This window comes from Kitasatospora sp. NPDC024654 (assembly GCF_055559155.1).
On sequence record NZ_JBVHLF010000002.1, the window covers coordinates 202,585 to 215,320 of the forward strand.

Genomic DNA, 12,736 nt, shown 5'->3' on the forward strand with positions numbered 1-12,736 from the left:
CTGCGTCGGTCACTGTCAACTCTCAACCCGAGAGTAACCACTCTGGCGACGCTTGACAAGTTACAAACCGGCTGCATAACCTTCAAAACGTCGCCAGGACGGTTAGGCATCAGACCCTGGGGCAATCCGAGCCAAAGGAGCGGGAGATGTCCCTGAACGAGGTGTCCGTGGCGCTCGTGCACGGTGCGTGGGCGGACGGTTCGAGCTGGAGCAAGGTGATCGGCCCCCTGCGGGACGCCGGCGTGAACGTGGTCGCGGCACAGCTGCCGCTGACATCGCTGGCGCAGGACGTGGCCGCGCTGGAGCGGACGCTCGATCGAGTCGAAGGCCCGGTCGTACTGGTCGGCCACGCCTACGCCGGCGCCGTGATCGCCGAGACGCGCGACCCGAAGGTGCGAGCCCTCGTGTACGTCGCCGCGCTCGCCCCGGACGAGGGTGAGACGGTCGCCGACGTCTTCGGCCGCGCCGAGCCGCACCCGAAGGCCCCCGCGCTCGACCCCGGGCCCGACGGCCTGATCTGGCTCCCGGACGAGGCGTTCGCAGCCGCGTTCGCGCAGCGCGCCACCGTCGAGGAGCAGGCGGTTCTCACGGCCGTCCAGCGGCCGATCGCCCTGTCCAACATCACCGTGGGGGTCCGGCGGCCGCTGTGGAAGGACCGGCCGAGCTGGTTCCTGGTGGCCGAGGAGGACCGCATGATCGCCCCCGAGACCCAGCGGTTCATGGCCGGGAGGATGTCGGCCCGCCAGGTGTCGAGGCCGGTCGACCACAGCCCGATGATCACCGCTCCGGACGTCGTCGTGGACATCGTCCTGGACGCCGCCCGCAGCGTGTCGAGGACCTCGGGGTCCGAGTGACCACATCGGAGAAGTAACCTCATCAAACATTTGTAACAAGTTACAAAGTCAAAGGAGAAAACACCATGACCACGATCTCCTACCGCTCGGCGGACGTCGACTGCCTGAGCGTCTTCTACCGCGAGGCCGGCCCCGCCGACGCCCCGACGCTGCTACTGCTGCACGGCTTCCCGAGCTCGGGCCACATGTTCCGCGACCTCATCCCCCACCTGGCCGGGCGGTTCCACCTCGTGGCCCCCGACCTGCCCGGCTTCGGCCAGTCCGACATGCCGCCCCGCGACGACTTCGACTACACCTTCGAGCACATCGCGGACGTCATCGACCGCTTCACCGAGGTGCTCGGTCTGGAGCGTTTCGCGCTCTACGTCTTCGACTACGGCGCGCCGACCGGCTTCCGGATCGCGGCCAGGCACCCGGAGCGGATCACCGCGATCATCTCGCAGAACGGCAACGCCTACGAGGAAGGCCTGAGCGAGGGCTGGAACCCGATCCGCGCCTACTGGCAGGACCGGTCGCAGGCCAACCGCGACGCACTGCGCGGCCTGCTGTCGCCCGACACCACGCGCTGGCAGTACACGCACGGCACGGCCGACCCGACCGCGGTCTCCCCGGACGGAATGACGCTCGACGACGCGTACCTGGCACGGCCCGGCGCCGACGAGGTCCAACTGGACCTCTTCGGCGACTACCACACCAACGTCGCGCTCTACCCGGCCTTCCAGGAGTACTTCCGGCAGCACCGGCCGCCGTTCCTGGCCGTATGGGGCCGCAACGACCCGTTCTTCCTGCCGGCCGGCGCCGAGGCCTTCAAGCGCGACCTCCCCGACGCCGTCGTCCGCCTCCTCGACACCGGCCACTTCGCCCTGGAGACCCACGCCGAGGAGATCGCGACAGCCATCGACGAGTTCCTCGGCTGAGGCCCCGGGTCACGTCGCTCACCCGGCGGCGATCAAGGAGTGGCCCGGTCCAGGTCCTTGAACCAGATCATCGCGGCACGAGGGTGGGGGCGGCGTCGTCCGGGACGAGCCGCGCGCACCGGGCCCTCGACCGGGGTGGGCGGACGTCCGGTCAGCAGGGAAGCGCCGGGGTCAGGCCCTGGCCGAGCAGCCGGAAGGCGCGGTCGGTGTCGGCGACGGCTTCCGGGTACACCTCGTCGGCCGACCGGCCGGCCTGTACCTGGCGGCTGTTGCGGTCCGCCAGCGCGCGCAGGACGGTGACGATCTGGACGGCGGCCAGCCGGGCGGTGAGCTCGTCGGCTCCGGTCTCCCGCAGCGCCTCGGCGAGGGCCACCGCGCTGCGCCTCTGGTAGCGGGTCAGTCGTTCGGTCAGGCTCGCGGTCTCGCTGAGCAGTCGCAGGAAGGCCACGGTCCGCGGGTCGGAGGTGAGTCCGGTGACCGGGTCCCGCCGGGAGAGGGCGTCGAGCTGGTGGGCGTGCAGGGCGGTCAGCGGGTCCGTGCCGGCCGGGCGGGCACGGACCACGCGGGCCGATTCGTCCTCGTGGTCGGCGAACCGGTGCAGGACCAGGTCCTCCTTGGCCGGAAAGTAGGCGAACAGCGTGCGCTTGGAGACCTCGGCCGCCTCGGCGATCTCCACGACCGACACGTCGTCGAAGCCACGGTTCACGAACAGCTCGATCGCCACGTCGGCGATCGCCTGCCGGGTGCGCTGCTTCTTCCGCTCCCGCAGTCCAAGTTGCTCAGCCATGCGGCCACCGTAACAGAAATGGCCCCCCGGTCGATAATTGCACCTGGTATAGTTAGGCCCTGGGTCGATAAATATCCCGAGAGGAGCATCATGGACGTCGAGATCACCGAGACCGTCGAGGTCGTCGTCATCGGAGCCGGTGGCGCCGGACTCACCCTCGCCGCCGAGCTGGCCCTGGCAGGTGTGCCCGCGGTCGTGCTGGACCAGTTGCCCGGCCGCAACCTCCAGTCCCGCGCCGGGGCGATCCAGCCCCGGACCGCCGAGATCCTCCAGCTGCGCGGCCTCCTCGACGAGGCGCTCAAGCGGTCCGTCCGCCACGAGCTGGCCGGCGGCCACTTCGCGGGACTGCCCGTCCCCCTGGACTACTCGGTCTGGGAGACCCGCTACCCGCACCCCCTGCGCCTCCCCCAGGACCGGCTCGAGGCACTGCTCGAGGACCGACTCACCGAGCTCGGCGGACGGATACTCCGCCAGCACCGTCTGGTCGCTCTCCACCAGGACGCCGACGGCGTCACGGCCACCGTGACCAGCCCGGACGGCGCCCGGTCGTTCCGGGGCCGCTACCTCGTCGCGTGCGACGGCGCGCACAGCGACGTGCGCAAGCTCACCGGCGCGGCGTTCCCCGGCCAGGCGGGCACCGCCCGCAGCGCCAGCGCCGACCTCGTGCTCACCGGCGACGTCGACGACTCCGCCAAGCACATCAGCGGCCACATCCGCACCTCGCCCCAGGGCCACTTCACCCTGCTCACGCCCCTGGGCGACGGGCTGCACAAGCTCATCTTCTCCGGCCCCCAAACCTCGCAGGCCGACCGTGACGCACCGGTGACGATCGAGGAGGTCCGCACGGTACTGCGCGCAACCCACGGCCCGGCCGTCGACGTGACCGAGGTCCGCCACGCCTCACGGTTCAGCAACGCCAGCCGCCAGCTGGAGCAGTACCGGCACGGCCGCGTGCTCTTCGCCGGCGACGCCGCCCACATCCACCTGCCGGCCGGCGGGCAGGGCCTCAACCTCGGTGTCCAGGACGCGTTCAACCTCGGCTGGAAGCTCGCCGCCGTGGTCCGGGACGGGGCGGGCGAGCACCTGCTGGACACCTACCACGCCGAGCGGCACCCGGTCGCCGCCCGGGTGCTCACGCTCACCCGGGCGCAGGGCGTGATCATGGGGCCGCAGCGCGACGGCGGGCTGTCCGAACTGCGCGACGTGCTCACCGACCTGCTCGGCCTGCCCGAGGCCAACCGGCACCTGGCCGGCATGATGTGCGGGCTCGACCTGCGCTACCCCATGCCCGGCGCCGCCGACCACCCGCTGCTCGGCCTGCGGATGCCCGACCTCGACCTGCTCGTCGCCGACCGGCGCGTCCCCTTCAGCGAGCTGACCCGCGCCGGACGAGGCGTGCTGCTCGAGCTCGGGGACACCCCGGTCACCGCCGCCGCACCCTGGAGCGACCGGGTCGTACGGGTGCGGGCGAAGACCGACGCGTTCGACGCCGAGTCCGTGCTCGTACGCCCGGACGGATACGTCTGCTGGGCCGGCGATGCCGGCCTCACCGACACGCTCACCCACTGGTTCGGCCCGGCTGCCGGCTGATCCGGGTCAGCACTCCGGCGTGCGTGACCACGCGATCTCGCACCGGGCCCGCCCGGGAACCGGAGCGGTCTCCCCCACCCGACATCCGGTTCGAGGTGGCGGCGCTCGCGGGAATCGGCCCTGCCCGGTTCCGGGGTCAGGTGGGCAACCGTGGAAGCACTCCGGCGGAAGACCGCAGGCAGGCCGCGCCGATCCGGCACGTCCAGCCTTCTCCCCCGCTGATGTGATTCCAGCTCACATCGGCGGCTCACCAGTGAACTGCCCGTAGCAGTACGGTGGTTGCGCCTTCACACCTGCCTCCGTGCCGATGCCCGCGGTGCGATGCCGCGCCGGGGCCCGCACAGGAGCCCCGGACGGGCTGGTCCACCGCGCGGTCGGCCGCCCCCGCGACGCCGCCCGGTCCGGCGGGAACGGCCGGGGAGGGGATCGGGACCGGGCGGTGGGACCGTCAGGCTGACCGGTTCTCTGCCTCAGGAGGCTGCTGTGACACGTCCCCCCGCCCCCCTGGTGCGGAGTGCATGAGGAGCCGGTGGGGCCCGTGTTGCGGGTGGAGACCATGAGCGGGAGCGGGATGCACCGGGTGATCGCGGTCGGCCCCGCGGCGAACCACGACGAGGCGCAGGTCGTGACGGCGCGCTCGATGGTGAGGGCACTGCTCGACCTGGTGGGCCATCAGGAGGGCCCCGCCACCACCGAGGTGGCACTCACCGCGCGCGGTCCGCGGATCGTGGCCTGCCGGCTCGGCGGGGCGGCCGGCGAGCCGGCGGGGTAGCGGGTGCTCGGGCGGTAACACGGTGGGAACCGTTCGGGAAGTGCCACGGCCACCATGGGGTGCTGAAGAAGAAGTTCGCCAGGCCCAGCACCAGTGCCACCACCATGATCTGAGTGATCGTCAACCGCTGGGCGGCGGCGGCGAGCGGGATGCTCAGCAGGGCGGCGACCGAGGCGGTGTTGCAGCAGATCATCAGCCGCCTGGGGCTGTACCGGTCGACCCAGACCCCGGCGGGCAGGCCGACGAGCAGCCAGGGCACCCACTGGACGGCGGTGATCAGCCCGAGCTGGAAGGTGCCGGCGTGCAGCGTGACGGTGGCCAGCAGCGGCAGCGCGACCCCGGTGATCGCGGTACCGAACTTGCCGGCGGACTCGCCGATCCAGAGCAGCCGGAAGCCGCGGTTCGCCGCCAGGCCGCCGCGCCCGGCGGCACCGGCGGTGCCCCGGACCCGCCCCGCACGCGCGGTCAGCACCGCGCTCCGAGCCGACTGGCGTCGCGCCGCTCGGCGACCGGCTCCGAGCTCAGGGTGCGCGACAGCGCGGGCCGGTCGATCTTGCCGCTGGCGTTCAGCGGCAGCGCGGGCAGGTGGACGAAGCGGCGCGGCACCATGTGGGCCGGAATCCGCTGCCGCAGCCAAGCCTTGACCCCGGCGCGGGGCAGCGGCTCGCCGGTGTGGCAGGCCACCAGGTCGGGGCCACCCGGCCCGGGCACGGCCAGCACCACCGCCTCGGCCACGCCGGGGTGGCGGCGCAGCGCGGCCTCGATCTCGCCCAGCTCGACCCGGTAGCCGCGGATCTTCACCTGGTTGTCGAGCCGTCCGAGGTGGACCAGGGTGCCGTGCTCCCAGCGCACCCGGTCGCCGGTGCGGTGGTAGAGCTCGGCGGCGGGCCGGTCCGCCGGTCCGCCGGCGCCGTCGCCGGCCGCGGCGGTGTCGGCGCCGTCGGCGCCCCGGAACAGGAAGCACCCGCGGTTGTCGGCCGGGTCGAGGTAGCCGTCGAAGCGCTGGTTGCCGCGCACGCACAGCTCGCCCTCGGCCGCCTCGCGCCCCCGCTCGTCCAGCACCAGGTGGTCCAGGAGGTCCGGGCCGGCCACCAGCGGATCGTCGGCGCCCACCACCGCGTGCAGCCGCACCTCGGGCGGCAGTTGGCCGGGCCGGTGCCGGTAGCCGCGGCACAACGCCAGGTCCGCGCCGGTGACGGCCAGGGTGAGTGCCTTGAGTTCGGCGTTCTGCTCGATGATCCGGTCGGCGTCGGTGGCGGAGAGCAGGGCGGCCGCGTCGACCTGCTCCGGCAGCTCCGCGGCCCAGCGCTGCGGGGCGTGGGCGGAGGCCGGGACGAAGAACCGGGGCCGGTGCCCCGGCGGCAGCGCCCTGGCCACCTCGTAGCCGAGCAGCGCGCCGAAGCTCTGGTCGTAGAGCCCGAAGGTGATCCCGGGGTGGGTGTGCGGCAGCAGCGCGGCGACCACCTGGCGGACCAGTTCGTCGAAGTCGGTGGGCAGCGGTTCGCGCAGCCGGGCGCCGCGGCCCGGTAGCCGCAGCCCCCAGACCTCGATCTCGGGCGCCAGTTCGCGGGCCAGCGGGGCGAAGGCCGTGGCGTCGCCGCCCGCGTGCGGCAGGCAGAACAGCCTGGTGCGGGCCGCCGGTGCGGGCGCCGGCAGCAGGAACCAGTCGTCGACCAGATCGCCGCCACCCGTGCCCGCGGCGCCTCGGGGTCGAGCGGCAGGAAGGCGACGCCGGCCTTCAACGCGGCCAGCAGCGCGACGACGTACTCCACCCGGTCCGCCGCCCGCACCCCGATCACCCCACCGGGGCCGGGCACCAGCTCCGCCAGCCGCCCGGCCAGCGCCTCACTGCGACGCTCCAACTCGCCGTAGTCGATGGCTCGGCCCGCCAGCCGGATCGCCGGCCGCGACGGGGTGCGCCGGGCGACGGCGGCGATCAGCTCCAGACAGGCGGGCGCCCCGGGGACGGGCCCCGAGCGCGGTGCGGGTTCCGACAGCGGTTCCGGACTCAGCGGCGAACTCTTCAACTCGGCCATGCCCACAAGCCAACCGCGCCCGACCACCCGGCAAGGGCAGTGCACGAGGCAGGAGAGCGGCAGTTCGGCTGGCCGTGAACTGCCGCTGCCCGGGCGCCCAGGCCCGCGACCGCGGCCGAACCGCCGGGATCGGCGATCAGGTCGGGTCCACCGTCGCGGCGGCATCTGGCCGGCTCGAACATGAGCCTAGCTCATGACAGGATTCGCGCGACGAACACCGGATGCGGCACAGTGGTGGACCACGAACGAGCGGGCGAGGTGGGCGGATTGGGAACTGACGGCGGCAGGCGAGTGGCGGCGGGCGGCAGCGCGGACACCGAACTGCGTCGCCGGCCCGTGCAACAACGCAGCCAGCTTCGCCTGGAGCGGGTACTGGACGCCTGCGCCGAGTTGCTCGACGAGGTGGGCGCCGCCGCACTCACCACCAAGGAGACCGCCGCCCGGGCCCAGGTGCCGATCGGCACGCTGTACCAGTTCTTCACCGGCAAGCAGAGCCTGCTGGCGGCCCTGGCCCGGCGCAACCTGAACCGGTACCTGGACCGGCTGACCCGCCGGCTGGACGCGGAGGCGCCGCGCGACATCGGCGGGTTCGTCGACCTGGCGGTGGAGGAGTTCGTCGCGATGAAGCGCGCGGTGCCGGGCTTCGGCGCGCTGGACTTCGGGCTCACCGGCCCAACACCCCCGGCGCTGACCGACGTCGAGCACTTCCTCGATCTCAGCCTCGACAACAACAGCACGGTGGCCGAGCATCTGCACCGGCTCACCTCCGATCACCTCTCGGCGCACGGCCGAGGGCCCTCGCCGCTCGCCCTGCGGGTGGCCCTGGAGTGCGCGGACGCGATACTCAAACTCGCCTTCCAGCACGACCGGGACGGCGATCCGGCGCTGATCGCCGAGTGCAAGCTGCTGCTCCGCCGCTACCTGGCGGCCTGACGCCCCGGCGAGCCGCGCGGACGGGAACATGAGTTCGCCACACGTACGGCGAGCCGGGCCGCGGTCCCCTTGAAGGGTCAACTTCACGAGATCAGGCCCACCGGGTGCGGGACGGCTGGCTACCTTCGCGACATGCAAGGTCCCGCCGTAGGGCAGCCCTGGGATCCGCCACCGCCGCCGATCCCTCCGGAGCCGCCCGCCCCGCCCCAACCGCCTGCTCCCCCGCCGCCACCACCACCGCCGCCCCCGCCACCGCCACCGCCCCCGGTGCCCACCCCACCGCCACCGCCACCACCGCCGCCGCCGCCACCACCGCCACCACCACCGCCGGTGCCACACCACACGCCCGCGCCGACCCCACCACCGCCCGCGCCGACCCCCGCCGCGCCGCGCCCGCACTCCGCCCCGGCGCTGCCACCGCCCCCGCCGCCCAGCACGCTGCACGCGACCACCGCCGTCCCGACCAGGCCGCCCGACGACAGCCTGACCGTCCCGCCGGACGCCTCGCAGAGCGTCTTCACGCTGGTCGCCATCACCATCCCGGCTGTCCTCGCGGCAGCCGCCCACTTCATCAACCACTCTGCAGGGAGACGTCGTTGAGCATCGGTCTGGTCATCGCCGTACTGCTCGGGGCCGCCGTGGCCGTCGGCATCCTGGCCGCCTTCGGGCGCACCACCCGGTCCCGCGAAGGGTCCTTCTCCGGCGGGGCGTTGGGCTTCCTCGGCTCGGCCTCGCTCTCCTCCTTCACCCTGGTCGCGGCCTTCCTGATCGCGGGCTCCTGGTCCAACCTCAACACCGCCCGCGGCCACACCTGGGACGAGGCCCGCGCCCTCAACGCCGCCTACACGGACGCCGATCCGACCACCCGCCCGCTGCTGCGAAGCTACGTGACGGACGTGATCGGACCCGACTTCCAGGCGATGGCCCACGGGGACGCCTCCCCCACCGCCTGGGCCGCCCTGGACTCGGTGCGCGCGCACGTCGAGGCGCTGCCGGACTCGGCACAGCGGACCACCATGCTGTCCGACCTCGACGACATCTACACCAAGCGCCAGGTCCGGCTCGCCGACGCCAGCGCCTCGCTGCCCGAGCCGCTCTACCCCGCCCTGGTCGGCACCGGCCTGCTGGTGCTGCTCTACGCCCCGATCGCCGGCCTCACCTTCCGCCACCGGGAGGCCGTCGCGCTCGGCCTGGTCGGCGCGGTGGTCGGCTTCGGCGTCTACCTGGTGCTGCACATGACCCACCCGTACGCGGGCCCGATGCACGTCACCCCGGTCGCCTACCAGCAGAGCCTGGAACGCTTCAGCCAGCTCTCCCAGCAACCGACCTGACCCGCCGGCCGGCGGGCGGCCCCGACCAACCCACCTATCCTGGAGCGAGCGGCCCCAACCGCCCGCTCCGGCTGGAGGTACGGACATGAAGCTCGGCCTGCACTACTGGAACTTCTCGACCCCGGCCGATCCGGCGCTGATCGCACCGACACTGGCCCGGACCGCACGGACCGCCGAGCAGGCGGGGTTCTCGTCGTTCACCCTGATGGACCACTACTTCCAGATGGAGCGGTTCGGGAGCACCGCCGAGGAACCCATGCTGGAGGGCTACACCACGCTCGGGTACGTCGCCGCGCTGACCGAGCGAATGGCACTCGGTCTGCTGGTCACCGGCGTGATGTACCGCCACCCCGGCCTGCTGGCGAAGATCGTCGCCACCCTGGACGTGCTCTCCGGCGGCCGGGCCCGGCTCGGCATCGGCGCCTCCTGGTACGAGCGGGAACAGCTCGCGCTCGGCGTGCCGCTGGTCCCGATGGGCGAACGGTTCGAGCGCCTGGAGGAGGCGCTGCAGATCTGCCGGCAGATGTGGAGCGAGGACAACGGCCCTTACCAGGGGCGGCACTACCAGCTCGCCGAGACCCTGTGCGTGCCCGCGCCGCTGACCCGGCCGCACCCGCCGATCTTGATCGGCGGCAGCGGTGAGAAGAAGACCCTGCTGCTGGTCGCGCGGTACGCGGACGCCTGCAACCTCTTCGCCGGCAGCGTCGAGGAGGCGGCGCACAAGCTCGACGTGCTGCGCGCGCACTGCGCCGACGTGGGTCGGGACTACGACGGCATCGAGAAGACCATGCTGGCCGGCCGGACCGTCCTGGACGACGTCGACGGCTTCCTCGCCGACGCCGAGGCGCTCGCCCGGCTCGGCATCAGCGAGTTCCAGTTCACGCCGGTCGGTGATCCGGTCGCCTTCACCGAGCAGGTCGCCGAACGGATCGCCCCACGGCTCGCCTCCATCGGCTGAGCCCGGGCAGCCGCCGGCTGACCGCTAGTGTCTGACCACGCCACCCACAAGACCCCGGCGATCAAGACCTGGCTGGTCGCTCACCCCCGGCTCCACCCGCACTTCACCCCGACCGGCTCGTCCTGGCTCAACCTGGTCGAGCGATGGTTCGCCGAACTGACGAACAAGCAGATACGGCGAGGCGTCCACCGATCGGTCCAGGCTCTCGAAGCCGACATCCGGAACTGGATCGCCGAATGGAACACCGACCCCAAGCCCTACGCATGGACCAAGACCACAGAGGAGATCCTCGAACGCCTCACCGGACATCTGAAGCAAATTCCTGATTCAGGACACTAGACGGGAACGCGCTTCCAGCCGCTGTCCACGTCACCACTCCCCGCGGTCACAGTCGCCAAATCGGTGCCGTGCTTGCGGCTGCGGTATTCCCAGTGATCGCCTCGCCGAACGATGGTGTGACTGATGGTGAATCCAGAATTGCCGATACGCTCAGAGTCCGCAGCGCCAATGCGCCTCTTTTTGAACATCTGCGTGAATGTGCACCGGTATTCGATTCCATCGCGTTCCATCCGGTCGAACCTGATCGCCGAGGTCGAGAGCAGATGCATGTCAATGCGTTCCCCCTGGGAAGGGTCCGCTGACAGCCATCCCGAGGTCCGCGATTCATCCAACTGGAAGATACGCGAGTCCGTGTCGTCATCCACGTCGATGAACTCCTTCACCTCCCAGCCGACGGTGGGGCCTTGGAAGGTGTTCTTCACGATGACGCCAATGGTCATGGCAGGCGCCACTGCTTCGAAGACGGCAGTGACGTGAGTCGGCCCCGTCCCGGACGCGGACACGCTGCTCGGGGAAACCCCCACCGGCCCGGTGCTGGTGGTGGACTGGCTCGAACTCGCGGCTATCTGCGTGTACGCCGTGATGGAGGGTCCGATCCCCGACTGATTGCCGCCGTTCTCCTGATCACCGGCCAGGCTGGTGGACAGCGCATCCGCCTGCCGGTGGATGTGGGCCAGGGCCGACGCCAGCGATTCCTGCTGCCGCGTCCCGTCGTTTCCGTCCAGGTTCGTGGTGGTGTCGCTGGTACTCGAGTTGCTTGCCGTGTTGCCGTACAGCACCGCTCCTCAATCCGCTGTGTGACCGGTGTCCCGTGCATCACTGCACCTCGCCGTCGAGGCCCGCGCGTACCCGCTGGTCGAAGAGGGCCTCGATCTCGGCGTCCGAGACCACCTCCGGCCCGATGCCTGCGACCCGCACGTCCGTGATGGCAGCCCGCAACGCCGTCTCCCGGTCGCGGGCCAGCTGCGCCACCTCCTCCTCGGGCAGTGTGGGCTCCTCGGGCCGGGCCTCCCGCTCCACGCCGCCCCACTCGGCCGGATCCGGCACGCCGACCAGGTCGCCGGCCAACCACTGATCGCCGTACAGCCAGGTCTGCGAGGGCTCGTCGTACGGCAGCCACTGCCCGAGCCCGTCATGCAGGCGGAGCCACAAACCGTGCTCGCCCCGGCGCTCCCACACCTGATCCGCGTCGTGGTGGTATTCGAACTGCCCTGCATCCGCGGCGCGGCGCCACCGGCCGGATTCGCCGTCGAAGAGCGCCGTCGCCGGATCGGCGGGCTTACCGAGGTGGTACAGGTTCCCGGCCGGGTCGCGCGCATAGCCCGGGTTGTCCGGGTCCGGCTCCACGACGGTGACGCCGTCCTCCAGGTACCACTGCTCCGCGTCGTGGAGCAGTCCGGAGGCCTCGTCCAGGGAGAGCCGGAACTCCACATCCTCGGAGTCTTCCTCCTCCACCCCCTCCGCCGATCCCACTCCCTTGGCTGACTCCGCCGACTCCAGCGGTCGCCACCCGCCCGGCTCGGCGAAGCGCTCGTCCGAGTACACCAGCCCGCCGCCTTCGGCCTCACGCACGAAGTAGCCCGACCAGTCGTCGGACAGGCCGTAGTCCACGGCCGGCCGACCGAGCGCGGCGAACCTGATCCGCGCGGCCACACCGTCCTGGTCCGGGTCGTCCTCGGCGAGTGCGTCGGCCAGGGCGGCGAAACCGTGGTCCCCCACGCAGCTCGCGGAGTCTCCGCCGACCAACTCCGGACAGCCCATCCGGATCTGTTCCTCCAACTGCTCGAACGAGGTCGCGGATCGCCACGTGTCAGCGGCGCCCCACATCCGGTCGAGCAGCTCGACGTTGGATCCCCAGTCTGAAAACGCCACACCCGCCTCCTGAAACCCCGGCGACACCGAAGACACCGGGCAGCTCGCGAAGGACCCGGGTACCCCGGACCCGGGCCCGGGCATGACACCGGCCACGGCCGCCGTCGTGCGTCATCGGGCGAGCTTTCACGCAGCGATGTCAAGCGCTACCACGCCAAGTACCAGTGTCCTGAATTTGGGTGGCGTGGTTGTCCAGGACCAAGTGCACGTCCAGGCCCTCGGGGACCTCCTTGTCCGGCCGGAGCAGGAACTTCTTGAACTCCTCGGCGCGGTGCCGGCGGAGCGCCCCCGTACTGGGTCGTACTTGGGTGCTTCGCCGGTGCATCCAGGTGGGGGCACCACCCGGC

General features: G+C 71.8%; 13 protein-coding genes and 3 pseudogenes. 9 read left to right on the forward strand and 7 right to left on the reverse strand.

Features of this window, described 5'->3' with window-relative positions; genetic code table 11:
* The first annotated feature begins 146 nt into the window (after window positions 1-146).
* Both ACZ38L_RS02160 and ACZ38L_RS02165 read left to right on the forward strand, forming a co-directional pair.
* Entirely contained in the window at window positions 147-854 is a 708-nt protein-coding gene (locus ACZ38L_RS02160) for an alpha/beta fold hydrolase (protein WP_465688356.1), read from the forward strand.
* Between the two features lie 65 nt (window positions 855-919).
* The gene (locus tag ACZ38L_RS02165) at window positions 920-1,771 is read left to right on the forward strand and encodes an alpha/beta fold hydrolase (protein WP_465688358.1); all 852 of its coding nucleotides are present in this window, start codon (window positions 920-922) and stop codon (window positions 1,769-1,771) included.
* 151 nt (window positions 1,772-1,922) lie between these two features.
* Here the strand turns inward: ACZ38L_RS02165 and ACZ38L_RS02170 are convergent, their stop codons facing one another.
* Window positions 1,923-2,558 (reverse strand): TetR/AcrR family transcriptional regulator, encoded by a 636-nt coding sequence (locus tag ACZ38L_RS02170; RefSeq protein WP_465688360.1) that lies wholly within the window; start codon window positions 2,556-2,558, stop codon window positions 1,923-1,925.
* Between the two features lie 90 nt (window positions 2,559-2,648).
* Here ACZ38L_RS02170 and ACZ38L_RS02175 point away from each other — a divergent pair, with 90 nt between their 5' ends.
* Window positions 2,649-4,148 carry an FAD-dependent monooxygenase gene (locus ACZ38L_RS02175; RefSeq protein ID WP_465688362.1) on the forward strand — a complete coding sequence of 500 codons (1,500 nt, stop codon included), beginning with the start codon at window positions 2,649-2,651 and terminating at the stop codon, window positions 4,146-4,148.
* 556 nt (window positions 4,149-4,704) lie between these two features.
* Entirely contained in the window at window positions 4,705-4,920 is a 216-nt protein-coding gene (locus ACZ38L_RS02180; protein ID WP_465688364.1) for a hypothetical protein, read from the forward strand.
* Here the strand turns inward: ACZ38L_RS02180 and ACZ38L_RS02185 are convergent.
* The 3 genes and pseudogenes from ACZ38L_RS02185 to ACZ38L_RS02195 form a co-directional block, all read right to left on the reverse strand.
* Window positions 4,853-5,392 (reverse strand): MFS transporter, encoded by a 540-nt coding sequence (locus ACZ38L_RS02185; protein WP_465688366.1) that lies wholly within the window; start codon window positions 5,390-5,392, stop codon window positions 4,853-4,855. The genes ACZ38L_RS02180 and ACZ38L_RS02185 overlap by 68 nt on opposite strands.
* Window positions 5,386-6,597, reverse strand: coding sequence for a thioesterase domain-containing protein (locus ACZ38L_RS02190; RefSeq protein WP_465688443.1), 1,212 nt, complete (start codon window positions 6,595-6,597; stop codon window positions 5,386-5,388). The genes ACZ38L_RS02185 and ACZ38L_RS02190 overlap by 7 nt, the downstream gene beginning before the upstream one ends.
* Window positions 6,598-6,638: 41 nt before the next feature.
* Window positions 6,639-7,121, reverse strand: a pseudogene (locus ACZ38L_RS02195) (AMP-binding protein); the annotation flags it as partial.
* Window positions 7,122-7,223: 102 nt separating this feature from the next.
* Here ACZ38L_RS02195 and ACZ38L_RS02200 point away from each other — a divergent pair.
* The 5 genes and pseudogenes from ACZ38L_RS02200 to ACZ38L_RS02220 all read left to right on the forward strand — a co-directional run.
* Window positions 7,224-7,889 carry a TetR/AcrR family transcriptional regulator gene (locus ACZ38L_RS02200; RefSeq protein ID WP_465688367.1) on the forward strand — a complete coding sequence of 222 codons (666 nt, stop codon included), beginning with the start codon at window positions 7,224-7,226 and terminating at the stop codon, window positions 7,887-7,889.
* 330 nt (window positions 7,890-8,219) lie between these two features.
* A complete protein-coding gene (locus ACZ38L_RS02205) occupies window positions 8,220-8,489 on the forward strand; it encodes a hypothetical protein (RefSeq protein WP_465688368.1) in 270 nt (89 codons plus the stop codon).
* Window positions 8,486-9,220: a bestrophin-like domain gene (locus tag ACZ38L_RS02210; protein WP_465688370.1), complete on the forward strand. Its 735-nt coding sequence runs from the start codon at window positions 8,486-8,488 to the stop codon at window positions 9,218-9,220. Before ACZ38L_RS02205 ends, ACZ38L_RS02210 begins: the two co-directional genes overlap by 4 nt.
* Window positions 9,221-9,305: 85 nt before the next feature.
* Window positions 9,306-10,178: an LLM class F420-dependent oxidoreductase gene (locus ACZ38L_RS02215; RefSeq protein ID WP_465688372.1), complete on the forward strand. Its 873-nt coding sequence runs from the start codon at window positions 9,306-9,308 to the stop codon at window positions 10,176-10,178.
* 36 nt (window positions 10,179-10,214) lie between these two features.
* Window positions 10,215-10,517, forward strand: a pseudogene (locus ACZ38L_RS02220) (transposase); the annotation flags it as partial.
* Here the strand turns inward: ACZ38L_RS02220 and ACZ38L_RS02225 are convergent.
* The 3 genes and pseudogenes from ACZ38L_RS02225 to ACZ38L_RS02235 form a co-directional block, all read right to left on the reverse strand.
* On the reverse strand, window positions 10,514-11,296 hold the full coding sequence (locus ACZ38L_RS02225; RefSeq protein ID WP_465688374.1) for a hypothetical protein: 783 nt from the start codon (window positions 11,294-11,296) through the stop codon (window positions 10,514-10,516). The pseudogene ACZ38L_RS02220 and the gene ACZ38L_RS02225 overlap by 4 nt on opposite strands.
* Window positions 11,297-11,333: 37 nt before the next feature.
* Entirely contained in the window at window positions 11,334-12,389 is a 1,056-nt protein-coding gene (locus ACZ38L_RS02230; protein ID WP_465688376.1) for a hypothetical protein, read from the reverse strand.
* A gap of 178 nt (window positions 12,390-12,567) precedes the next feature.
* A pseudogene (locus tag ACZ38L_RS02235) lies at window positions 12,568-12,678 on the reverse strand (IS630 family transposase); the annotation flags it as partial.
* Between the last annotated feature and the right edge of the window lie 58 nt (window positions 12,679-12,736).

What these genes read in the sequence shown, in the direction of transcription:
- ACZ38L_RS02160 (WP_465688356.1), top strand. Translation starts at nt 147, where the DNA reads ATGTCCCTGAACGAGGTGTCCGTGGCGCTCGTGCACGGTGCGTGGGCG.
- ACZ38L_RS02165 (WP_465688358.1), top strand. Translation starts at nt 920, where the DNA reads ATGACCACGATCTCCTACCGCTCGGCGGACGTCGACTGCCTGAGCGTC.
- ACZ38L_RS02170 (WP_465688360.1), bottom strand. Translation starts at nt 2,558, where the DNA reads ATGGCTGAGCAACTTGGACTGCGGGAGCGGAAGAAGCAGCGCACCCGG.
- ACZ38L_RS02175 (WP_465688362.1), top strand. Translation starts at nt 2,649, where the DNA reads ATGGACGTCGAGATCACCGAGACCGTCGAGGTCGTCGTCATCGGAGCC.
- ACZ38L_RS02180 (WP_465688364.1), top strand. Translation starts at nt 4,705, where the DNA reads ATGAGCGGGAGCGGGATGCACCGGGTGATCGCGGTCGGCCCCGCGGCG.
- ACZ38L_RS02215 (WP_465688372.1), top strand. Translation starts at nt 9,306, where the DNA reads ATGAAGCTCGGCCTGCACTACTGGAACTTCTCGACCCCGGCCGATCCG.